This window comes from Terasakiispira papahanaumokuakeensis, assembly GCF_001709345.1.
Classification (GTDB): domain Bacteria; phylum Pseudomonadota; class Gammaproteobacteria; order Pseudomonadales; family Halomonadaceae; genus Terasakiispira; species Terasakiispira papahanaumokuakeensis.
Genome location: NZ_MDTQ01000001.1, coordinates 273,180 through 293,085 on the forward strand (window position 1 = coordinate 273,180; position 19,906 = coordinate 293,085).

General features: G+C 51.5%; 24 protein-coding genes. 14 read left to right on the plus strand and 10 right to left on the minus strand.

What is annotated here, in order from left to right; genetic code table 11:
• Positions 1-50: 50 nt before the first annotated feature.
• The 3 genes from BFW38_RS01185 to BFW38_RS01195 all read right to left on the minus strand — a co-directional run bounded on the left by BFW38_RS01185 (position 51) and on the right by BFW38_RS01195 (position 3,956).
• Complete coding sequence (locus BFW38_RS01185) at positions 51-1,826, minus strand: hypothetical protein (protein WP_068996743.1); 1,776 nt, start codon at positions 1,824-1,826, stop codon at positions 51-53.
• A gap of 129 nt (positions 1,827-1,955) precedes the next feature.
• Positions 1,956-3,233: an inorganic phosphate transporter gene (locus tag BFW38_RS01190; RefSeq protein WP_068996744.1), complete on the minus strand. Its 1,278-nt coding sequence runs from the start codon at positions 3,231-3,233 to the stop codon at positions 1,956-1,958.
• A gap of 42 nt (positions 3,234-3,275) precedes the next feature.
• The gene (locus tag BFW38_RS01195; protein ID WP_068996745.1) at positions 3,276-3,956 is read right to left on the minus strand and encodes a TIGR00153 family protein; all 681 of its coding nucleotides are present in this window, start codon (positions 3,954-3,956) and stop codon (positions 3,276-3,278) included.
• Positions 3,957-4,168: 212 nt separating this feature from the next.
• On the opposite strand from BFW38_RS01195, the gene BFW38_RS01200 reads away from it, so the two are divergent.
• Positions 4,169-5,692: a CYTH domain-containing protein gene (locus tag BFW38_RS01200; RefSeq protein WP_068996746.1), complete on the plus strand. Its 1,524-nt coding sequence runs from the start codon at positions 4,169-4,171 to the stop codon at positions 5,690-5,692.
• Positions 5,692-6,513 (plus strand): ion transporter, encoded by an 822-nt coding sequence (locus BFW38_RS01205; RefSeq protein WP_068996747.1) that lies wholly within the window; start codon positions 5,692-5,694, stop codon positions 6,511-6,513. Before BFW38_RS01200 ends, BFW38_RS01205 begins: the two co-directional genes overlap by 1 nt.
• Before the next feature lie 78 nt (positions 6,514-6,591).
• Here the strand turns inward: BFW38_RS01205 and BFW38_RS01210 are convergent, their stop codons facing one another.
• Complete coding sequence (locus BFW38_RS01210; RefSeq protein ID WP_068996748.1) at positions 6,592-6,993, minus strand: flagellar basal body-associated FliL family protein; 402 nt, start codon at positions 6,991-6,993, stop codon at positions 6,592-6,594.
• Between the two features lie 193 nt (positions 6,994-7,186).
• Between BFW38_RS01210 and BFW38_RS01215 the strand changes: the two genes are divergently transcribed.
• Positions 7,187-7,678, plus strand: coding sequence for a disulfide bond formation protein B (locus tag BFW38_RS01215; protein WP_342668829.1), 492 nt, complete (start codon positions 7,187-7,189; stop codon positions 7,676-7,678).
• A gap of 134 nt (positions 7,679-7,812) precedes the next feature.
• On the opposite strand, the gene slmA is transcribed toward BFW38_RS01215, so the two are convergent.
• The 5 genes from slmA to coaBC form a co-directional block, all read right to left on the minus strand.
• Positions 7,813-8,436: a nucleoid occlusion factor SlmA gene (gene slmA / locus BFW38_RS01220; RefSeq protein ID WP_068996749.1), complete on the minus strand. Its 624-nt coding sequence runs from the start codon at positions 8,434-8,436 to the stop codon at positions 7,813-7,815.
• Positions 8,437-8,637: 201 nt separating this feature from the next.
• Positions 8,638-9,570, minus strand: a complete 933-nt coding sequence (argB, locus tag BFW38_RS01225; protein WP_068996750.1) for an acetylglutamate kinase — start codon at positions 9,568-9,570, stop codon at positions 8,638-8,640.
• Positions 9,571-9,665: 95 nt separating this feature from the next.
• A complete protein-coding gene (locus tag BFW38_RS01230; protein ID WP_068996751.1) occupies positions 9,666-11,060 on the minus strand; it encodes a phosphomannomutase/phosphoglucomutase in 1,395 nt (464 codons plus the stop codon).
• 148 nt (positions 11,061-11,208) lie between these two features.
• Entirely contained in the window at positions 11,209-11,670 is a 462-nt protein-coding gene (gene dut, locus BFW38_RS01235; RefSeq protein ID WP_068996752.1) for a dUTP diphosphatase, read from the minus strand.
• A 70-nt stretch (positions 11,671-11,740) separates the two neighbouring features.
• Positions 11,741-13,075: a bifunctional phosphopantothenoylcysteine decarboxylase/phosphopantothenate--cysteine ligase CoaBC gene (gene coaBC / locus BFW38_RS01240; RefSeq protein ID WP_068996753.1), complete on the minus strand. Its 1,335-nt coding sequence runs from the start codon at positions 13,073-13,075 to the stop codon at positions 11,741-11,743.
• Positions 13,076-13,222: 147 nt separating this feature from the next.
• Between coaBC and radC the strand changes: the two genes are divergently transcribed.
• The 10 genes from radC to BFW38_RS01290 all read left to right on the plus strand — a co-directional run bounded on the left by radC (position 13,223) and on the right by BFW38_RS01290 (position 18,776).
• Complete coding sequence (gene radC / locus BFW38_RS01245; protein ID WP_068996754.1) at positions 13,223-13,897, plus strand: RadC family protein; 675 nt, start codon at positions 13,223-13,225, stop codon at positions 13,895-13,897.
• A gap of 193 nt (positions 13,898-14,090) precedes the next feature.
• The gene (gene rpmB / locus BFW38_RS01250) at positions 14,091-14,327 is read left to right on the plus strand and encodes a 50S ribosomal protein L28 (RefSeq protein WP_068996755.1); all 237 of its coding nucleotides are present in this window, start codon (positions 14,091-14,093) and stop codon (positions 14,325-14,327) included.
• Positions 14,328-14,380: 53 nt separating this feature from the next.
• The gene (rpmG, locus tag BFW38_RS01255) at positions 14,381-14,536 is read left to right on the plus strand and encodes a 50S ribosomal protein L33 (RefSeq protein WP_068996756.1); all 156 of its coding nucleotides are present in this window, start codon (positions 14,381-14,383) and stop codon (positions 14,534-14,536) included.
• A 340-nt stretch (positions 14,537-14,876) separates the two neighbouring features.
• A complete protein-coding gene (gene mutM, locus BFW38_RS01260) occupies positions 14,877-15,692 on the plus strand; it encodes a bifunctional DNA-formamidopyrimidine glycosylase/DNA-(apurinic or apyrimidinic site) lyase (RefSeq protein ID WP_068996757.1) in 816 nt (271 codons plus the stop codon).
• 59 nt (positions 15,693-15,751) lie between these two features.
• A complete protein-coding gene (locus BFW38_RS01265; RefSeq protein WP_068996758.1) occupies positions 15,752-16,120 on the plus strand; it encodes a SirB2 family protein in 369 nt (122 codons plus the stop codon).
• 87 nt (positions 16,121-16,207) lie between these two features.
• The gene (locus BFW38_RS01270; RefSeq protein ID WP_068996759.1) at positions 16,208-16,738 is read left to right on the plus strand and encodes a YcxB family protein; all 531 of its coding nucleotides are present in this window, start codon (positions 16,208-16,210) and stop codon (positions 16,736-16,738) included.
• A 1-nt stretch (position 16,739) separates the two neighbouring features.
• Entirely contained in the window at positions 16,740-17,129 is a 390-nt protein-coding gene (gene gcvH / locus BFW38_RS01275) for a glycine cleavage system protein GcvH (RefSeq protein WP_068996760.1), read from the plus strand.
• 9 nt (positions 17,130-17,138) lie between these two features.
• Positions 17,139-17,477, plus strand: a complete 339-nt coding sequence (locus tag BFW38_RS01280) for a putative signal transducing protein (protein WP_068996761.1) — start codon at positions 17,139-17,141, stop codon at positions 17,475-17,477.
• A gap of 28 nt (positions 17,478-17,505) precedes the next feature.
• Positions 17,506-17,958: an acyl-CoA thioesterase gene (locus BFW38_RS01285; protein WP_068996762.1), complete on the plus strand. Its 453-nt coding sequence runs from the start codon at positions 17,506-17,508 to the stop codon at positions 17,956-17,958.
• Positions 17,955-18,776: a hypothetical protein gene (locus BFW38_RS01290; RefSeq protein ID WP_068996763.1), complete on the plus strand. Its 822-nt coding sequence runs from the start codon at positions 17,955-17,957 to the stop codon at positions 18,774-18,776. The genes BFW38_RS01285 and BFW38_RS01290 overlap by 4 nt, the downstream gene beginning before the upstream one ends.
• A gap of 143 nt (positions 18,777-18,919) precedes the next feature.
• Here BFW38_RS01290 and BFW38_RS01295 read toward each other — a convergent pair whose 3' ends face one another.
• On the minus strand, positions 18,920-19,210 hold the full coding sequence (locus BFW38_RS01295) for a hypothetical protein (protein ID WP_068996764.1): 291 nt from the start codon (positions 19,208-19,210) through the stop codon (positions 18,920-18,922).
• Between the two features lie 191 nt (positions 19,211-19,401).
• Between BFW38_RS01295 and BFW38_RS01300 the strand changes: the two genes are divergently transcribed.
• Entirely contained in the window at positions 19,402-19,695 is a 294-nt protein-coding gene (locus BFW38_RS01300) for an EF-hand domain-containing protein (protein ID WP_068996765.1), read from the plus strand.
• Positions 19,696-19,906 lie beyond the last annotated feature (211 nt).

The window sequence follows — 19,906 nt, forward strand, 5'->3', positions numbered from 1 at the left end:
AGACAGTTTTCAAGCACTTGTTTCAGACGCTTGGCCGAACCCTAGGCTAATTACTGGCGAAAATAGAGGGTATCGTCAGCTTCAAAGCCTTGATCTGTGACTTTAATGACGGACACCTGACGCAGCCCGGACATGCTCTCCATCAGTGCTTTTGAGTTGGCGAGTGCCTCTGTCGCGTCCTCATCGCGGTAGCTCATTTGCCTCATGACATCATCATTTTCTGTCATGGTTTTCATGGCTTGAGCAATAAAGCCAAGGTCTTGAGAAACGCGCATTAGGCCTTGCTCAAATTTTGGGCTTTCAGGCAGCTCACGCATCAATGTTTCTGCCGGTTTACCGGTATACACATTGAGCATTTGATCATGTCGCATTAATTTTAATGCAACGGGAGCTCCGGGGATCGGTAATGCCATCGCTTCGCCTTTGGGCGGCAACGTCTGATTCTTCAGCATCGGTAGCATGACGCTAGCTTGTGCCCACAGGTTTTGCGGATTGTCAGCGGCAATACTTACGGTCGCGGAAAGATCCTTGGGTTGGCCTGTTTGTATCATGGCACTTAAATCAGCATCGTAGAGACTGAAACCGAGTCCGTTAACGCCTTGGGCCATCGCCGCACCCATGCCAATCATGGCGGGGTTTGCTTGAGCCAGTTGGGCTTGCATCTGCTGTAGGGGAGCACACTGCCACTGAGCTTCCATGGCGCGTCCCCATAAGCTTGATAAGGTGTTACCCAGCTCAGAGACTTTCAAGCCCAGCTGTATGCCGAACTTTTCTCCTTGGTGATCATTAAGCGCCGGCCATTGCCCTTGCAGAGCCATCAAGCTGTCTAGTGTCGCTTGGTCGTTGCTCTCAATAATCGTCCGGCTTTTAATGCTCATCGGATACTCTTGGAGCTGCAAAGAGGTGTAGCCCCCAACAGTACGTGGCCATGCGGCAGCGATGGCGCCCATTTCATCTTGGCAGGCTTGGGTATATTGCGGCGCATTGGCCATATCTAGGCGATTATGCTTCTGCTCGTCCATAGCGGCCAGCAATTGGCTGAACTCGCTATCACGATGGGTAATCGCCTCAACGATAGCCTGATGGTCAATCACAAACATGCTTTGACCGGTCAGGTCGTATTTTTTGGCAAGATCTTGCAGACGGCGAGTATCCGCTAGCGCCTTCTGAGGATCTTTGGTGCCCAAGGCGATCGCCAAGTTATCGCTGTCCACTAAGTCGCTGCTGTCAACGGTCATGACCATCTGGTCACCGTCGAGGGTAATAGCAAGATAAAGCTTAGGCGTTTCATTCTCTGGGGTGAGCGGCAGACGTTGATACTCATGCTCGCCTAGCTTGACTGTTTCAGTGGAAACGTCAGCATTTTTGATCTGTGCACTTAACCACTGCTGAAATTTTTCAGTGTCTGCAAGCTGGAGACGGAATACAGGATGCGGGCCTACGCTGTAAAGTGCGTCATTGAGCGGTGCTGCGATGCCCATTTCAGTCAACTTTTGTGCTTGGTCTCCAGACAGGCTGTCATTAAGCATGGTCAGCAGGAGCTTAGCGCCTGGTGTCCAGTCGTTGACATCTTCCTCTGCCATTACTTGAGCCAGAGCCTGTTTCATCGCACTGGCAACGGGTGTGACCATGGCGCTCAATTTATCCAGGTCTGCTGTATCCAGTGGTGTCATGTTGCCAGCAAACAAAGCGGTGTCTGCAGGAATATGGGATAGGATGGGATTATCGCCACCTTTCTGGCCAAAGCCGGTCAGCCAACCTGCTGCACCTGCCCCGAGAACTCCAATTGCCAGAATAGATACGCCCAGCTTGGCGCCTTTTTGCATCGCCCTAACCTCCTTATGTGAATGGTCTGCGCCGTCCGACGCGAGAGCATCATCGCACATCCGTGTGCCAGGGTATTGAGTCTCTTTTTGGCGACGTTAAATGTCCGTGCCTGGGATCATCTGGTGTGATCAGTACTCGAACTCAGTACCGAAAGTCAGTTTCAGGATAAAGAAGAAGATAATCGCTAAGGTTGCACCGGCTGGAAGTGTGACGAGCCAGGAGGCAAAAATACTGCCGATGACGCGTAGGTTTAAAGCGGCAATGCCTCGGGCTAATCCAACACCCAGTACGGCGCCGACCAGCGTATGAGTCGTTGAGATGGGGAGGCCCGTTCCTGAAGCAATGACCACCGTTGCCGCTGTTGCGAGCGTCGCAGCAAAGCCACGGCTGGGGGTGAGCTCGGTGATGTTGTTACCGACAGTCGCAATGACTTTGTGCCCGTACATGGCGAGCCCTGCCACGATGCCCATACCGCCTAACAGGAGTACCCAAACGGGCATATTCGCGCTGGCGCCGACGGTGCCTGCATTCGAAACAACGCTGACGACTGCCGCCAGAGGGCCGACAGCATTGGCGACATCATTGGAGCCATGAGCAAAGGCCATGGCACATGCCGTGAACATCATTAACAGGGCAAAAATGCGTTCAACACTGGCGATCTGCATTTTACCACCCGATTGACCCCGATGAATGCGGCGTTCGAGCCAAGCCCCGAGTATTGCCATGGCGATACCGATCAGGGCGGCAATAGCGGTACTCAACTGGGTCGAGAGGTCAAGCCCGATATGTTTGAGCCCTTTGATCATGGTGACCATGGCAACCAGAAAGCCGACGAGGAAAATATAGACCGGGACATAGCGCTTGGCGTTGGCAAATGGGTCTTTGGCATCAAAAATCAGTTTTTGCACACTGACAAACAGTAAGAATCCGATAATGCCTGAGAGCAGTGGAGAGGTGACCCAGCTCAAGGCGATCGTACCGACCTTGCCCCATTGAACGGCGTCTGGAGAGATGCCTACTGAGGCGAAGCCAACAATAGCCCCCACAATCGAGTGAGTTGTGGATACCGGCCAGCCATAGTGGGTGGCGATCATTAGCCAAGTGCCGGCTGCCAAGAGTGCCGCAAGCATGCCGTATACGAGGAGTTCAGGATGACCGGTAAAAATACTGGGATCAACAATACCTTTTCGAATGGTCGACGTGACTTCGCCGCCCGCTAGCCACGCGCCAGCGAACTCGAAAATCATAGCTATGACGATGGCTTGGCGAATGGTGATCGCTTTGGAGCCAACGGAGGTGCCCATGGCGTTGGCGACATCGTTAGCCCCCACCCCCCAGGCCATAAAGAAACCAAAAACGCAAGCGAGAATCAGCAGAATGTCCGCATGCTGCATGACGATGGACATGAGGTAAAACCCTGAAACAGTTCGATGAAAGATGGAGGTGGGTTAGCGCGCCAGAATAATCTGGAGGCGACCACCAACGCTTTGAGCGCGATCTGAGAGATCGCCTGTCCAATCGATGATCTTGTATAAAAACATCACATCAACGGGATACATGTCTTTTTCGAGCTGGAATAGTTGGGCTCGGATACTGACCTGAAGGCGGTCGGCATCATGTTCTAGTTTATCCAACTGCTGAATCATGCGATTGAGCAAATCACTGACTTGACGGCCAAAGCCGGATTCGATCAATTCGTCCAGTTCGGTGATGGCTTGTCGAGCTTGGTCGACGGCCAGGACGCCGCTGCGCACATAAGCGAGCATGGCTTCGGCCATCGTTTTTGGAATGCCCATTTTTCGGCCCAGCATCAGGCCGGCGATATCTTTGGCTCGGTTGGCGATTTTATCTTGCAGGCTGACCAGTTGTAGCAGCTCACTGCGAGGAACCGCTGTAAACAGGCTATTGGGCAGGCTAATTCGAATTTCTCGTTTCAGTTCGTCGGCCTCATGCTCCAGCTGACTGATTTGGTCACGAATTTTCTGTGCTTCATCCCAATCATTGGCAATGGTGGCGGCGAAGAAAGGAATAAGTTGCTCGGCACAGGCATAAGTGCGCTCAATATGGTCCTGTAATGGACCAAAGGGAGAGCGTCCAAAAAGCTGAGAGAGCGGGTTGCTTGTCGGCATGGGTACACCCTGTGGTTGACGTCAGAGACGACACTTCAAGCTTGGTGGTTGTCAAAGTGGTGCTGAGTATAAAAGCCATGTTGCCGGATGTCATAAAAAGTTCAGCTCAATGACTAATTTTTGACACTTGTATTGTGCTTCTCATGGCTTTGGGGGGTGCTTGTGTCTACCTCCAGGGCAGGTGACAATCCAATTTAAAGTGAGGAGCGTCTATGGCTAACGAAATTGAACTGAAACTCGCGATTCAAAAAGAGCGGGCTGAGCAGTGGATGCGTTCGGCTTGGTTGGACAATATCAACGCGAAAGCGCGTCCTGTTCAGCGCCTTGAAAATGATTATTACGATACGCCGGATCTGGCCTTGCAGCAGGCGCGTATGGCCTTGCGTATTCGCCGTGCGGGAGATCAGTGGATTCAGACGCTCAAAACCAGCGGAGAGCAACAGGCGGGGTTGAGTCGCCGTGGGGAGTGGGAAAGCGCGCTTAGTCAGCCCGTATTAGATCTTTCTTTGCTGCCTGAAGGTGTTTTGCCCGAGGGCGTGGGCGATCGCCTGGCACTGAGCTTTACGACTCATTTTACTCGTCAAGCATGGGATGTGCACACGTCTTCTGGTAGCCATATTGAGATCGTATTGGATCAAGGTGAAGTGGCGGTGCCGCCGGGTTCAGGAGGCCGTCGTCGCCAAGACCCTTTATGTGAGTTGGAGTTTGAGCTGAAATCAGGTCATGCCTTTGATTTGTTAATGTTAGCTCAAGATTTGGCACTGCATTTTCCTGTACAGCTATTAACTATCAGCAAAGCTGAACGCGGCTTGCGCTTACTAAGGCCCCAGGAGACCGCTCGTGAAAAATCCCTGGGACGACTTGATGAGGGGATGAGTCTGCTCTCACTTGCCCAGCAGTTGACAGGCCATTGGCTGGATTGTTGGGCTCGAGCTCATGAGGCCTTTGCTTTTGATGGTCAGGAAGTGCACTTGCTAGAGGCTGAACGCTACCTTTCCCGTCTACATGCTCTTTCGGTCTTGCTGGCGCGTCAACAGACCTCATGTGGCTTAGGAGACTTGCGTCCTAATTTAAGTTGGTTGCGTCAGCACTTGGCACCCATTGGGCATCAGATGAGGCGAGATCGTTGCTTGCAGTCATTGAGCTTGTCCGGTCGTGATGCGCTATGGCGGCAAGGCCACCTTGATTATGCGCGACGACGTCAAGAGTATCGCCAGCGCTGGTGGCAACGAGAAGTGGGTGAAGCCACGGTGGCTTGTATGGTATGGGCTCATCAGGCGGGGCCTGAGTGCCGAGGTGAGCTGGACAAACCTTGGCGGCAGGTGGCGATTAATTTACTGGATGAGCAGGTGAAGCGTTTGCAGTTACCTAAACAGCCACTGGTGATCGAAGGCTGGACGCATCGTTTGGGTGCCTTGATGCGATTAGAGACCCTCTTATTGCTATTGGCCCCTGAAAGTGGTGGATATCGCCAGGCGGTTGAGCTTCGTGAGGGGGTCGAGTGGTTGACTGGATTCAGCATTTTATTAGATGAGGATAATTTGCCCGAGTCGCTCCATCATCATTTGCTGCAACAGTCTCGCCAATGGATGTTACAGCTGGGACGTCAGGGACAAGCACTCTCTGCGCAATTAGATCAGTGGTGTCATCAAGTCGTGCCTTCAAGCTCTCTTGAGGGCGCCAGTGATTTTGCGCCCCCTCATTTGACGACTGATTCAAACCCGGTGGCAGAGTAATGCCTTCTCGACGTGAGCGTATTTACGACATTATTTTCGAGGCCGATACGCCTTTGGGTAAGGCTTTTGATGTCGTGCTCATTATCAGTATTTTACTGAGTGTCTTGGCCGTCATGTTGGACTCCGTTCCAGCCCTTCATGCGCGTTGGGGGGCGTTTTTTTACTTTCTGGAATGGTTGTTCACGGTGTTGTTTACCGTTGAGTACCTGGTGCGGCTGTGGTGTATTGGCAAGCCGTGGGCTTATGCTCGGAGTTTTTATGGCATTGTTGATCTGCTCGGGGTTTTACCTGCATATATCAGCCTATTATTAGCGGGCAGCCAGTATATGCTGGTGATTCGTTTGTTGCGTGTTTTACGGGTGTTTCGCGTGCTACGGCTTATGCGCTATGTCGGTGAGGCTCAAGCCTTGACTGAAGCGATGCGGGCTAGTCGTCGCAAAATCACGGTGTTTTTGTTTACGGTCGCAACGCTGGTGGTCATTTTTGGTTCTCTGATGTTTCTGATTGAATCGCCAGAGGCGGGTTTCACCAGCATTCCTCGTTCTGTGTATTGGGCGGTGGTTACATTAACCACTGTGGGATATGGGGATATCTCGCCATTAACGCCTCTGGGACAAGCGGTCTCATCGGTGGTGATGATTTTAGGTTACGCCATTATCGCGGTTCCGACCGGCATTGTGACCGTGGAACTTTCTCGGTCAATGCGGTATCAGACAGGGCGAGTTTGTCCGGGGTGTGGTAAAGAAGGGCATGATGATAATGCCCGTTTTTGCAAGTTTTGTGGGGCTGAGCTAGACCCCGGCCATCCCTCTGGTGAGTAGGCCGGGTTTCACGGCTAGAGTTTTAAATTGGCCTTGTGACGGGGTGTTCGGTTTGCCCTTTAGGCAAAACTGAACGCTTTATTTCTGATAAATCAGATTGGTGAAGAGTACGTCTTGAACGACCGGATCATTGACCAGCTCTTTAAAGCGGTCTTGAAGCGCTTTAAGGGCTTTCGCTCGCAGATCATCCTGCCCATCTGGCGTGGTGACTTCAGCATCCGATTGTTGGGAAAAAAGCATCACCAGAATATTGCGGGCTTCAGGCATCTCGTGTTCAAGGGCTGCCTGCTGTTCTGGAGTCTCTGTCACCAAGGTGACGTCAACCTTCAGGTACTTCAAGCGCCCGGGGCCGCCATAATTCGTAACAAACGATGGCTCCAGCGCCACATAGTGGATGTTGTTTTCCCCTTCTTCTTCCGCGTGGGCCGGTACGACCGGCAGCAGAAGGGCGATCAAGCCCAACAGCAGCAGCTTGCGCATTCTCGTCTCCCTGTAGACGTTCGACTTCATTTTATTCAACAGCAAGATAACCGATGTCAAAACACATGGCGAGCACGCTTTGGTAAAAGAATGCCCTCATGCGTCAACGTCTTGTATCTTGATTTCACCGTTTTTACACGGCCATACCTATACAATATGGCCTCATTTTAGCCTTTGAGCAGGGATTTTTAACATGATGCTGTCTTCCAGAAGCCTAAATCTTCTCGGATTTTTGATGTGTGCCGGCATGCTGACCTTTGCCCTTTACTTACAACATGTGGTTGGGCTTGATCCGTGTCCTTTGTGCATCTTCCAACGCGTTGCCGTGATGGCCGCAGGGCTTTTATTCCTTGTGGCTTTTTTACATGGCGCAGGTGCGCTCGGCAGCCGTTTTCATGGTGTCCTGACGTTAGGGGCTTCCTTGGTGGGTATCGGTCTTGCGCTCAGGCACTTATGGTTACAAAGCTTACCGGCCGATCAAGTGCCGAGCTGTGGACCCGGCCTTGATTATATGATGGATGTTTTACCGCTGATGCAGGTATTCAAAGAAGTGCTCAGTGGCAGTGGTGAGTGTGCCGAAATTGAAGGCATCTTTATGGGGATTACGTTGCCAGGGTGGACTCTGATGGGGTTTGCCGTATTGGCATTGCTTGCGTTGATGAATATCGTCAAATTTCGTCGCTAGCCGACTCGATGATATCCGTTCGAGGACGTCGCTTTTTATACATGCTGTGGTTGGTTATGCATGATGTGGCCGGTGGCAAACCCCATGCACGCTTTTCATTGAAGCATGATGCATGGGGTTGACCGGCATTTTAATTAAGCTGGGACATCTTTTTTGGATTCGCTACACAAAAGGCTCTGGGACAGGAATTGCCACTGGTTTGACCAGTCATCGGTAGGCTTGCGGCGGAAGCCGCTGCGCACAAATTGAATAATCCTGCCCTCAATAACGGCTAATAACATACTGGCAGCGGTTGAGACGGGTAATGCGACTGAAAGCCCTTCACGAAGCTCACTTTCGCGGAGCACTTGTTTGAGCTGAGCCTCTAGCCGGTCAAAAAACTGCACCATGCGATTTCTCAAGCGGTCATCTTTCTCTCCTGCCAGGGCATCGCCGGTCATTAAGCGACACATGCCTGGGTTGCGCTCTGCAAAGGCTAAGACCAGTGTCAGTAAATGTTCACAGCGGGCCAGTGTTGTATCTTCTTCCTGCAAGATCAAGCTGATGCGGGTGAAAATAGTGTCTTCGATGAACTCGATCAGTCCTTCGAACATCTTGGCTTTGCTGGGGAAATGCCGGTACAACGCGGCTTCTGACACGCCAACTTCGCGAGCCAGTGCGGAGGTTGTGATGCGAGCTCCTGGTCGTGTTTCCAACATCTGGGCCAGGGCCTGGAGGATCTGCTCCCGGCGTGAAAGGCTTTGAGTTTCCTGCGTCATAGGTCCATTCTAATTATCGGCTTGCCGTGCCTATCCTACCCCCCGGAAAGCAGGTCGACAATCGTTGCGACACTTGACTCTGCACTCCGGGGGCGGAGTCGTGATATTGGGGCTATGGCTTCCACTTCGGTGAGTCAATCTGCCAAAGGGGTTGCCCGAATAAGGTCTTAATGAAAGGCCTGAGTGTCTTTGGGTTATCGCTTAAATGGCCTGACTCTCTCGGTTCGTGATCATGGTGCCAACCCCCGCTTTGGTAAAGATTTCGAGCAGAGTGGCATGGGGTACGCGGCCATCAATGATCTGTGCACTGGTCACCCCCGCTTTGACGGCATTCAGGGCGCAGCTGATTTTGGGCAACATGCCACCATAAATTGTGCCGTCGGTAATCAGTCCGTCGACTTGTTCAGTGGTGAGCCCAGTTAAGACCTGTCCGGTCTTATCCATCAAGCCCGAAACATTTGTCAGCAGCATCAATTTCTCAGCTTGCAAGGCTTCGGCCACTTTTCCGGCGACTAAATCCGCATTGATATTATAAGACGCTCCCTGTGCATCAACGCCAATAGGTGCGATCACGGGAATGTAGTGCTGTTCGCTCAGCATGCGGATTAACGTTGTGTCGATATGATCGACTTCACCGACATGGCCAATATCGATGATTTCGGGCGCGGTCATCTCCGCACTTTGATGCTCAACCTGCAATTTTCTAGCACGGATCAGTTGTGCATCTTTACCGGTGAGGCCAATGGCTTTGCCGCCTGCAAGGTTTAACTGGGTCACAATTTCTTTATTGACCAGCCCGCCTAAAACCATCTGCACGACATCCATCGTATCATTATCGGTGACGCGCATGCCGTTGACAAAACGTGACTCAATATTAAGTTTATTCAACAGCTGGCCGATTTGTGGGCCGCCGCCATGCACCACGACTGGATTTAAGCCGACTTCTTTGAGTAACACGATATCACGGCAAAAGGAGTCAATCAGGGTGTCTTCAGTCATGGCATTGCCGCCGTATTTAACGACGATGGTTTTGCCGGAAAACTTTTGAATGTAAGGCAGCGCTTCAGCCAGTACTTGAACCACCTGGTTGGGGTCGCGGGCTAATGTGCGAGCCAGTGTGTCGTGATCACTCATTCATAAATCCTTGACCCGAGCACATCGCTCGGGGTTTCAATTCGGTGTTAGTGAGACCGTTACAGTTCTGCTGATGTGAATTCAATTGAGTGAATTCAATCGTGGCCTAAATCGCTGACATCAAGGTGGCTGTCAATGCGCTGTAAGGCGTGTTTGAAGCGTTTTTGAATGGCATTCAGCGCTTGCTGAGTTTTCCCTTCAAATCGCAACACCAGCACAGGGGTTGTGTTTGAGGCGCGACATAGCCCCCAGCCATCTTCATAGTCTACCCTAATCCCATCAATCGTGGTTTTTTGTCCTTCCCCAAAGTCGCCTTCTCGGGCGAGACGCTCGACCAGCGCGAACTTTTGTTCATCCGTGACGGCGATATTGATCTCAGGTGTGCTTTGTGCGCTGGGAAAGTGATCGAAGAAGGTGTCGGCATCATCGGGCTGTGCGGCGAGAATTTCGAGCAATCGGGCTGCCGCATAGAGGCCATCATCAAAACCATACCAGCGTTCTTTAAAGAAAATGTGACCGCTCATTTCCCCAGCTAAGGCCGCTTGTGTTTCTTTCATTCGGGCTTTGATTAATGAGTGTCCTGTGCGCCACATTTCAGGCTGTCCGCCCGCACGCTGAATGACCTCTGCCAGCTGGCCTGTGCATTTGACATCAAAGATGATACGAGCCCCGGGGTTATGCTGTAGCAAGGCTTCACTAAAGGCCATCATGAGGCGGTCTGGGTAGATGAGCTGGCCTTTAGGTGTGATCACTCCGACGCGATCCCCGTCGCCATCAAAAGCGAGCCCGATATCGGCGCCGGTCTCTTGAACCGTACGGATCAAATCCTTCAAATTTTCGGGCTTGCCCGGGTCGGGGTGGTGATGAGGGAAGTGGCCATCAATATCGGTAAATAATGGAGTCATCTGCATCCCCAGATCCTGAATCAGGGCTGGGGCTAACTCACCTGTAACGCCATTGCCGCAATCGACAACCACCTTCAGTGGGCGTGCAGGTCGGACGTCGTCTAGAATGCGCTTCAAATAGGCTTCACGGACATCGGTTGTACTCTGCTCACCTTCACCTTCAACCAGATTGTGCTCGATAATGCGCTGATACAGGGCCGTAATGGCATCGCCTGACAAGGTTTCACCGGCTAAGACAATTTTAAAGCCATTATAGTCGGGCGGATTATGGCTTCCGGTGACCATGACACCTGAGGTCGTCCCCTCCAATATGTGAGTCGCAAAATACAAGGTGGGGGTTGGCACCATACCGATATCGATGACGTGGCGGCCGCTGCGGCGTAAGCCGGTGATCAACGCTTGGCTCATATCTGGCCCAGAGAGGCGACCGTCGCGAGCGACGATAATGGTATCTTCGCCGCGTGCGGCCGCTTCGGAGCCAATGGATTGGCCAATTTGAATCACGATCTCAGTGGTCAGTGTTTGTCCCACAATGCCGCGAATATCATAAGCACGAAAGATGGAGGCCGGGATTGAAGTCGTCATGGGCAACCTGTATGTGTGTGAATCCTGTCGGTGTGCGAATCTTGCGCTTGTGCAAATTTTGTACTTGTGAGAACCCCTAATGCCCTGCGTCTTTTCAACGGAATCAAGATTGACGAGGGCGACTAAAAGCCATCATAAGGGGGGATCTTTAATGCCGTCCTGAACTGCCGAAGCCACCTGCTCCTCGTTGGCTGTCTTCAAATGCTTCGACCACTTGAAGCTCCGCCTGGACGACAGGCACCAGTATATATTGCGCTAACCGTTCTCCCGGCTCTAGGGTGAAGGTGGATTGGCCTCTATTCCAGACAGAGATCATGAGTTCACCTTGGTAGTCTGAATCGATCAGCCCAACTAAGTTGCCCAATACAATGCCATGTTTATGTCCTAAGCCAGAGCGAGGCAGAATCATGCCCGCTAAAGACGGATCTTGGATATGAATGGCGAGACCCGTTTTAACCAGTGTGGTTTCGCCGGGAGCGAGTGTTAAGGGGTGATCCAGCAGTGCACGCAAATCCATGCCGGCAGAACCTTCTGTGGCATAACTGGGCATGGGAATCTCATGGCCGATGCGTGAATCTAGGACTTTAACGGCCAGTTGCGGACGATTCATTACAGGGGGTCTCCGTGATCGGATAACATCAGTATTAAAGTGAGTCGTGTGCGATTTGGGCACAAGCGCGTCACGATGAGTGGTGTTGATCGTACAGTGATATGAGCTGTTGGATCAGGGTGTCACTCAATGCGGCTTTGCTCGCTTGGGGGAGGGGCTGACGTATGATGTGCTCTCCCCGGCGTGATAGTAAGGTGACTCTGTTTTCATCGCTGCCAAACCCTATTGTGGGGTCTGAGACATCATTAGCCACAATGGCGTTCAGTTTTTTGCGTATCAGCTTGTCTTCGGCATAGGCTTCGACATCTTGTGTTTCCGCCGCAAAGCCCACCACAAACTTGGCCTGACCCCGTGCTGCAGCAGTGGCGATAATATCGGGGTTTTTGACTAAGTGTAAGGTCAGCTCATCACCATTTTGAGACTGTTTTTTGATCTTATGTTCAGCCACTGTCGCGGCACGATAATCGGCGACGGCAGCACAACCAATCAGCATGTGGGTTGACGGTAGTGCTTTGAGTACGGCATCCAACATTTGCTCTGCAGTATCCACATCCAGTCGAGTAACGCCTTCCGGTGTAGGTAAATGAACCGGGCCGGAAATTAAAGTGACATCCGCCCCTTGTTGCACTGCCGCTTCGGCTAGAGCAAACCCCATTTTCCCTGAGCTGTGATTGGATAAGTACCGGACCGGGTCCAGAGGTTCACGCGTGGGTCCTGCGGTGATGGTGATTCGCAGTTTGTCGCGGGTTTGGTCGACATTATCTTGAACGGTGGCTTGCGAGGAAGCACATGATAATCGCGTTTGGTGCCCCCCTGTTGTGGGGGAGGAGGCTTGCGCATAGTGGTGTTGGAGATGTGCTACCAGGGCCTCAGGTTCTGGCATGCGCCCGGAACCGGTATCACCGCAAGCTTGCAGTCCCGCCTCAGGTTGAATCAGGTGATAACCCAGGGTGGATAAGGTGGCCTGATTGCGTTGTGTCGCAGGGTGTGCCCACATGGCTTGATTCATCGCCGGTGCCACCCAGATGTCGGCTTGTGTGGCCAGGCAGAGGGTGGTGAGGAGGTCATCGGCCAGCCCTGCGGCTAACTTGGCCATGACGTCGGCGGTTGTGGGTGCGATCAGGATAATCTCTGCCCAGCGGGCCAGTTCAATATGCCCCATACCGGCTTCTGCTTCTGGGTTTAACAGGTGTTCGTGAGGCTGATGTCCTGTCAATGCCTGAAACGTGAGCGGCTGGATAAAGGCCTTAGCGCCGGCGGTCATGACGACGCGGACTTCCGCTCCGGCCCGAATCAAGGCTCGTGCTAATACGGCACTCTTGTAAGCGGCAATACCGCCGCTGACGCCTAAAAGTAGGCGTCGCCCTTGAAGCGCTGACTTGCAGTTCATGTCGTGACCTGTCATGAATAATTCCTGGCTGGGAAAGCCGCTTAACCTTATCACTGGACAAGGTTGGCTGCCATGTGTTGTCACATGGTCGGTATCGCGCCATGCACATTACTCAGTGCGATATCTAGATTCAATGGGATATTGGAGCTCAAGGAGGAGCTTATGGGGATTCGAGATTGGCCTGAGGGTGAGCGCCCTCGAGAAAAATTATTGCAACTCGGTGCTGAGGCTTTGTCTGATGCCGAGTTGCTGGCTATTTTTCTACGTACTGGTGTCGTGGGGTTGTCGGCGGTGGATTTAGCTCGCCAGCTATTGTCCCGTTTTGATGGTTTACGTGCTTTGTTGACCTCTTCGCAACAACAATTTTGTGCTGAGCATGGGCTGGGACCGGCCAAGTATGTTCAGCTTCAGGCCGTGCTGGAAATGTCTCGGCGTCATCTCGCTGCTGAGCTGAATCGTGCCGAGGCGTTGCGCAACCCTGCGGCGGCCGGTGATTTCTTTAAAGCGAAATTAAGAGATTTGCCCCACGAAGTATTTGCGATGCTGCTGCTCGATAATCAACATCGTGTTTTACATTACGAAACGTTATTTCGAGGGACTTTGGATGGTGCCAGTGTTCACCCACGAGAAGTGGTTAAGCTGGTCTTAGCGCATAATGCCGCTGCAGTGATTGTGGCTCATAACCATCCTTCGGGTGTGCGTGAGCCCAGTCGTGCGGATTTGACGATCACGCGTCAGTTGAAAGAGGCTCTTGCACTGATTGAGGTGCGATTACTGGATCACTTGTTGATTGCAGATGGCGAACCAGTATCCTTTGCCACCCAAGGCTTGCTATAATGCCCGGGAATTTACATTTTTGCTTGCGGGGCGACTTGCCCGGCGGGCGGCTTTTTGCTATAACATGCCGCCTTTCTGGTAGGGGGTAACGGCTAACGCCTCGCCATGCTGCCGGTCTGCCCCGAAAGTGCTCATTTTTGAGCATTCATTGTCTGGAATATCACGCCATAGCGAGCGGCTGGAGGCTTAATCAATGTCCATGGTTTGTCAGGTGACCGGTAAGCGCCCGATCACTGGTAATAATGTATCTCACTCGAATCGCAAAACGCGTCGTCGTTTTTCGCCGAATCTGCACACCCACCGTTTTTGGGTTGAAGCAGAAAAGCGTTTCGTAAAACTGCGCGTATCCACTAAAGGTCTGCGCATTATCGATAAGCAGGGTATCGAAGCCGTGCTGAATGATATTCGTAAGCGCGGTGAGCGCGTCTAAGACGTCGCTGCCTTTGCTATTCGATTGACGCAACCGACCCAGGAGAGTGAGTCATGCGCGAGAAGATCAAACTGGTATCTAGTGCCGGTACAGGTCATTTTTACACGACGATGAAAAACCGTCGTAATACCCCGGAAAAACTTGAGCGTAACAAATACGATCCCGTTGTACGTAAGGTCGTGGCTTATAAAGAAGCCAAGATCAAGTAATTTGGCGCCACCATTGGGTGGCGTTAAATGATGATCTGGCGAGGCAATTGTCTATTAATGATAAGGTTTTATCTGTATTAGGTTGACCTTGCAATTAATCGGCTCTTGCAAGCTTGAGTGGCGGTATTAAAAAGCCCAGCACGGCAACGTGCTGGGCTTTTTTCTGTGCTTAAATGTCTTGCCATTGCCGGTGATGCGGCGTCTGCCATTGAAGGTCAGTTATAGGTCAGTCATTGAAGATGCAAGCCCTGGCGATAAACCCTTGTGAAGACTAAAACGCTTGAAGATTAAGTACGCGGTATGCTTAATTTCGAGCTTTCATGTGTCCTGAGTAGCCGATATGCCTGAGTTACCTGAAGTAGAAACGACTCGACGCGGTTTAGCCCCTTATGCGGAGCAACAGGTGATTGAGCGCGTGACGGTGCGCCAGCCAAAGCTGCGCTGGCCTATCCCCGATAACCTCTCTTCTTTGATTGAGGGGCAGTGTATTGGAGCGCTGTTTAGACGCGCCAAGTACCTGTTGATGCCGGTTGCAGAAGGGCATCTGCTATGGCATCTCGGGATGTCCGGAAGTTTACGTTTAGTGTCTCCCGAGACACCGCTGCGTAAGCATGACCATGTCGAGCTCTTGCTGAGCAATGGTTATGCCCTGCGTTATCATGATCCGCGCCGTTTTGGCGCCTTGTTATGGTTGCAGGGTGACCCTATGGCCGATAAGCGGATTGCATCGCTCGGCCCTGAACCATTAGGCGCAGAACTGACGGGGGCGTATTTGTATCAGCAATCTCGGGGCCGAAAGACTGCAGTCAAAAACTTCATTATGGATAATGCGGTTGTGGTCGGGGTGGGGAATATCTATGCCACTGAGGCTTTATTTATAGCGGGTATTGATCCTCGAAGAGCTGCTGGTCGTATTAGCTTGTCACGCTATGAAGCCTTAACCGGCGCAATTCAGCAGGTGTTGGCCCAAGCGATTGAGGTTGGAGGGACAACCTTACGAGATTTTGTCGGTAGTGATGGGGCTGCGGGCTATTTCGCGCAGCAATTGCGTGTCTATGGGCGAGCGGGTGAAGCTTGTCGGGAGTGTCAGACGACCTTGAAAAACATTCGTTTAGGCCAGCGTGCCAGTGTCTTTTGTCCCCACTGTCAGCACTAGACTTCTGTTACAATCGCGCCATGCGGTCAATCGGATCATCATCGAATAAAGGGCCTATTGTGAGTTATTTGCTGTTAAAAAACCTGCATTTATTGGGTGTCGGGGCGAGTGTCGCGCTTTTTTTGACACGAGGTGTTTGTGCGCAATTGAATGTCAGTTGGGTTCAGGCGGCCTGGGCTCGAATAGCGTCTCATATCAGCCATACTTTTTTACTCTTGATGGCCTTGTTGATGTGCTATCAACTGAATATGTGGCCTTTGTATAACAGTGCCTGGTTGACGGCCAAACTGATCGGTTTGATTGTGTATATCGTATTGGCAACGCTGGCCATTAAACGTCAGCGAGGTTGGGCATTTGGCCTGGGATTTCTGTGTTTGATGTACATTGCAGGTGTTGCGTTTAGTAAATCACCTTGGGTGGTGATGTGACTGATCTGACCGTACGGTTCCGGTGCTGGCTATTATCCTGCATCATCCAGAGCCAACGTTTGTCAGCCGGGTAATCAAGGAGAGGGTATGCAGGTTGCTTATCGCTGGAGCCGTGCTCAGTTTGTGCGGGCCAGCCTTTATGACTATGAGTTAGGGCCTAATAGTCGCCGCCGCAAGGTGGTCACCATGGTGGTGATTATTGCGATTCTTGGGACCTTGGGCTTGAATTATGCCCATCGAGGGTTTGCTCAGTCAGATCTTGTGCTCGTGGCCGTGGGGTTATTGTGGTACGCCATGCGTGGCAAACTTCTCGCTTGGTCGTTCCGGCGAGCATTTGATCGTGCGCAAAGTACGCCGATGTCACTTCAGTTTGACCTCAGCGAAGATGAGCTGGCGACAACGGTGAATGATCAAACGAACCGTATGCCATGGTCCCAGCTCAAGCGGGTGGTTCGGACGCCTGAAGGTTTTTTATTATACCCAGGGCCTATGTGGTTGCCTGTGGCCCATTTGCAGGGTGAAGCGTCAGCTGAACAGATGGCTGCGCTTTTGCAACGTAAAGTCGACGATTATCAGGATCGTCAGCACCATAAGCTTAAATTAAAGGATGACGATTGAGATGAGTGCTTCTTTGCCGACTGACCGACGTTTTTCTGAGACCCATCAATGGGCTCGGTTACAGGATGATGGACTGATTCAGGTGGGGATTACTGATCATGCCCAAGAAGCGTTAGGTGATGTTGTTTTTGTTGAATTGCCCCAACAGGGCCAATTGTTGGAGGCGGGTCTCTCTTTCTGCACGATTGAGTCGGTCAAGACCGCATCGGATGTTCATGCGCCTGTATCGGGTGAAATTGTGTCAGTGAACGAGTCGTTGGATGATGAGCCTGAAGCCTTAAATGATGCTCCTTGGGAGACTTGGCTTGTGGTGGTGAAGGCCGAGCATCCAGAAGAGGCGATGAGCGCCTTGATGGACACTTCAACTTATCAGTCGGTTTTGGACGACTGAGACGTACCGATGGCGTACGCCCGTATTTTTGCGCATCACGATACGTTATTACTCGGGCATTTGCATAATCTGCTTAAGCAAGCCGGGATTCCTTGTGAGATGAGGAATCTCTGGCTTGCTGGCGGTGCCGGTGATTTGCCTTTGGGTGAGTGTGAACCTGAACTTTGGGTGAGTGACCACAATCAGGTTAGGGCAATCCAATTAATTCACACTGAACTGTATACACCGTTACCGGCATGGCCTCAATGGTGTTGTGAACAATGTGGTGAATGGAATGAGGGCCAGTTTGCCGTCTGTTGGCAGTGTGAAGCCCCTTGTCCATTGCCGCCCCCTACCGATGGCGACTGAGTCACTCGCCTTGCAGTGGAGTTGACCCATGCTTGACTGGGATTTGTCTGACCCTTTTGTTTTGCCTCTCACGGTTATGCCTGATGCGATTGATGATTATCAGCATGTCAATAATGCGGAATATGTGCGCTGGTTGGAACAAATCAGTTGGGCTCACTCGGCTGCATTAGGACTTGATCTCAAGCGTTATCAAGCGCTGGATCGGGCGATGGCCGTTGTGCGTCATGAGATTGATTACTTAGCTGCAGCCCGTGAGGGTGAACAGTTGATGTTAGCCACTTGGATTGTGGACTGTGATGGTCGGCTTTCGCTTACTCGGCGTTTCCAGCTGCTGCGTTGTGAGGATAAGCGCTGCCTGTTAAGAGGGCGGACGCGTTTTGCGTGCATTGAGCTCTCCAGTGGTCGACCAAGGCGAATGCCTGACGAGTTTACGCGTATTTATCGGCAGGCTTTATGCTCAGAGGAGGCCGGGCTTAAATGAAGTCCAAGCGTTTGTTTTTATATCTTTCTCCTGGGCAGCTGGATGTGTTACGCCATGTGAGATTGCATTTTCAACCGGTGAATGCACAGTTTGATCCTTTTGAGCAAAATGCTAAAACGATTGCCCGGCAATCTGTCCGAATTACTGATGCGGAGTTTGAAGCGGAACTGGACCGGCAATATAAAGCGCTTCCGCCTCAGATGGCGGGGCTTGTGTCGTTAGATTACTTCAAAGCTGAAGCGCGTAAGAAGCGAGCCAAAATAGAAAGTCAGATGAAGGCTAAGCGTCAAGGGAAGCCGCCCAAAATGCCCTCTTCTGCACCCTATGAGCAATTGATTCGTTTGCGTTTATTTGAGCGTGGGGATAATCCACTATTGTGGGAGCGCTATGCGGATCGTCATCGTGGCTTGGTGCTTGAGTTTGATATGACACATCCTTGTTTTCGGCAAGGTAAACAGATTCTTAAGCCGGTTCAGTATGGGCAAGCGCGCCCTCGTGCAGATCATCCTGAACAACCCTTTCCAGCACTATTTCATCAGCCGGCAGAATATGCAGCAGAGAAAAGTTGGCTTTTAGTGCGCCCTCAGGAAGAAGCAAAAGCGGAGCATACCACCAGCACTGGGCGTCGTATTGCTCTGGTTCCCTTTGCCCCTCAGGCGTTGGTTTCCGTTATTTTGGGAGCAGGTGTGGATGCTGAGCTCAGCGATCAAGTCGATCGCATACTTCAATATGATATGCGTTATAAGCCTGGGCGCACTAAACGCCAAGCCATGCTCGATCCTGATCAGTTTAAATTACACCTAAAAAGTACGTTATAAGGTGCTTTTTAGTGCGCCTTGGCGGCATGCCATGATTGCTGATGCTTTGTGAGCCGTGCTTGATTAGCACAAGACGACGAGTAATATGTCGAGCCGCCTCTCTCTATATTGATGCCTAGATATCGACCCTTGCTACGATTGAGTTATTGGTTTTTATTCATTTGACTCGATTGCTGGCGTCGACGATAAAGCCCTCCCATCGTTAGCCCTAGCCCTAATAGTGATACCACTAAAAAACTGTTAACGCCTAAGGGGTGGCGCTGGGCAAATGAGACGAAAGGCGCTTGGCTACCATCGTTCAGGCATGCCTGGGCGACATAATCGTAGCTCCCTCCCGCATATAAGCAGTCCAATGCTGCCTTGTAATCAAACCACCAAGCGAACATTAAGAGTAGGCCTGGTAGAACCAGCAGGGTGATACCGGCTTTCAGCATGCGTGTAACTCCATCAGTGAAGTAGGGCTTTGTGGGGTATTACTTTATGGAGCGTCATCTCTGATTTCAAGCAAGGGGTTAACTGCTTGATCGGGCGGGCTGATGGTTGTTGTGTTGTAAATAAGAGACGTTTTAAAAAATGGTCTAAAGTGCGCAAAATAGAGCTACATTTAAATAAAGGAGCGTGAGTTATGTTCAGCTTAAAACGCTGGCCATTGTTACGCGTCATGTTGTTGAGCGCTTTATTGATGGCCGTAGTGACGGCTTGGGTGGGAGAGATGGGCGTGACTCATCAGCCGCCGACATTGGGTTACTTAAGCAGTGCTGATCCTATCTTCTCTCAGTTGGATCAAAACCATGATGGCTTAATTTCTCGTACAGAGGCTAAACGCTCCTCTGACTTGACGCTAGCTTTTTCCGGGCTGGATCACGATGGCGATGGGCTGTTGAACCGCCAGGAATATCAGGCATTCCGTTTAGGTTGATTTTGTCTGAGATCAATTGAGGGGGCACTGCGTGGAAGTTATCGGTTTGAAGGGCCCGTGCGATTTTGAATGGTTTGTTTGATTTGTGAGTGGTTCGTGCAGGGGTTGAGTGAGCAGGCTGACGATTAGGTTGTGTAGTGCGAGAGGCGATATACCGAACCATAGCCCGGTATATCGCCTTTTTTATGCCTGTTTCATGAATACGCCCGTA

What these genes read in the sequence shown, in the direction of transcription:
- argB (WP_068996750.1), bottom strand. Translation starts at nt 9,570, where the DNA reads ATGAGTGATCACGACACACTGGCTCGCACATTAGCCCGCGACCCCAAC.
- radC (WP_068996754.1), top strand. Translation starts at nt 13,223, where the DNA reads ATGGGGATTCGAGATTGGCCTGAGGGTGAGCGCCCTCGAGAAAAATTA.
- BFW38_RS01190 (WP_068996744.1), bottom strand. Translation starts at nt 3,233, where the DNA reads ATGTCCATCGTCATGCAGCATGCGGACATTCTGCTGATTCTCGCTTGC.
- BFW38_RS01270 (WP_068996759.1), top strand. Translation starts at nt 16,208, where the DNA reads ATGCAGGTTGCTTATCGCTGGAGCCGTGCTCAGTTTGTGCGGGCCAGC.
- dut (WP_068996752.1), bottom strand. Translation starts at nt 11,670, where the DNA reads ATGAATCGTCCGCAACTGGCCGTTAAAGTCCTAGATTCACGCATCGGC.
- BFW38_RS01195 (WP_068996745.1), bottom strand. Translation starts at nt 3,956, where the DNA reads ATGCCGACAAGCAACCCGCTCTCTCAGCTTTTTGGACGCTCTCCCTTT.
- BFW38_RS01185 (WP_068996743.1), bottom strand. Translation starts at nt 1,826, where the DNA reads ATGCAAAAAGGCGCCAAGCTGGGCGTATCTATTCTGGCAATTGGAGTT.
- coaBC (WP_068996753.1), bottom strand. Translation starts at nt 13,075, where the DNA reads ATGACAGGTCACGACATGAACTGCAAGTCAGCGCTTCAAGGGCGACGC.
- BFW38_RS01290 (WP_068996763.1), top strand. Translation starts at nt 17,955, where the DNA reads ATGAAGTCCAAGCGTTTGTTTTTATATCTTTCTCCTGGGCAGCTGGAT.
- BFW38_RS01210 (WP_068996748.1), bottom strand. Translation starts at nt 6,993, where the DNA reads ATGCGCAAGCTGCTGCTGTTGGGCTTGATCGCCCTTCTGCTGCCGGTC.
- rpmG (WP_068996756.1), top strand. Translation starts at nt 14,381, where the DNA reads ATGCGCGAGAAGATCAAACTGGTATCTAGTGCCGGTACAGGTCATTTT.
- BFW38_RS01295 (WP_068996764.1), bottom strand. Translation starts at nt 19,210, where the DNA reads ATGCTGAAAGCCGGTATCACCCTGCTGGTTCTACCAGGCCTACTCTTA.
- BFW38_RS01200 (WP_068996746.1), top strand. Translation starts at nt 4,169, where the DNA reads ATGGCTAACGAAATTGAACTGAAACTCGCGATTCAAAAAGAGCGGGCT.
- BFW38_RS01280 (WP_068996761.1), top strand. Translation starts at nt 17,139, where the DNA reads ATGGCGTACGCCCGTATTTTTGCGCATCACGATACGTTATTACTCGGG.
- slmA (WP_068996749.1), bottom strand. Translation starts at nt 8,436, where the DNA reads ATGACGCAGGAAACTCAAAGCCTTTCACGCCGGGAGCAGATCCTCCAG.
- mutM (WP_068996757.1), top strand. Translation starts at nt 14,877, where the DNA reads ATGCCTGAGTTACCTGAAGTAGAAACGACTCGACGCGGTTTAGCCCCT.
- BFW38_RS01300 (WP_068996765.1), top strand. Translation starts at nt 19,402, where the DNA reads ATGTTCAGCTTAAAACGCTGGCCATTGTTACGCGTCATGTTGTTGAGC.
- BFW38_RS01285 (WP_068996762.1), top strand. Translation starts at nt 17,506, where the DNA reads ATGCTTGACTGGGATTTGTCTGACCCTTTTGTTTTGCCTCTCACGGTT.
- BFW38_RS01230 (WP_068996751.1), bottom strand. Translation starts at nt 11,060, where the DNA reads ATGACGACTTCAATCCCGGCCTCCATCTTTCGTGCTTATGATATTCGC.
- gcvH (WP_068996760.1), top strand. Translation starts at nt 16,740, where the DNA reads ATGAGTGCTTCTTTGCCGACTGACCGACGTTTTTCTGAGACCCATCAA.
- BFW38_RS01215 (WP_342668829.1), top strand. Translation starts at nt 7,187, where the DNA reads ATGATGCTGTCTTCCAGAAGCCTAAATCTTCTCGGATTTTTGATGTGT.
- rpmB (WP_068996755.1), top strand. Translation starts at nt 14,091, where the DNA reads ATGTCCATGGTTTGTCAGGTGACCGGTAAGCGCCCGATCACTGGTAAT.
- BFW38_RS01205 (WP_068996747.1), top strand. Translation starts at nt 5,692, where the DNA reads ATGCCTTCTCGACGTGAGCGTATTTACGACATTATTTTCGAGGCCGAT.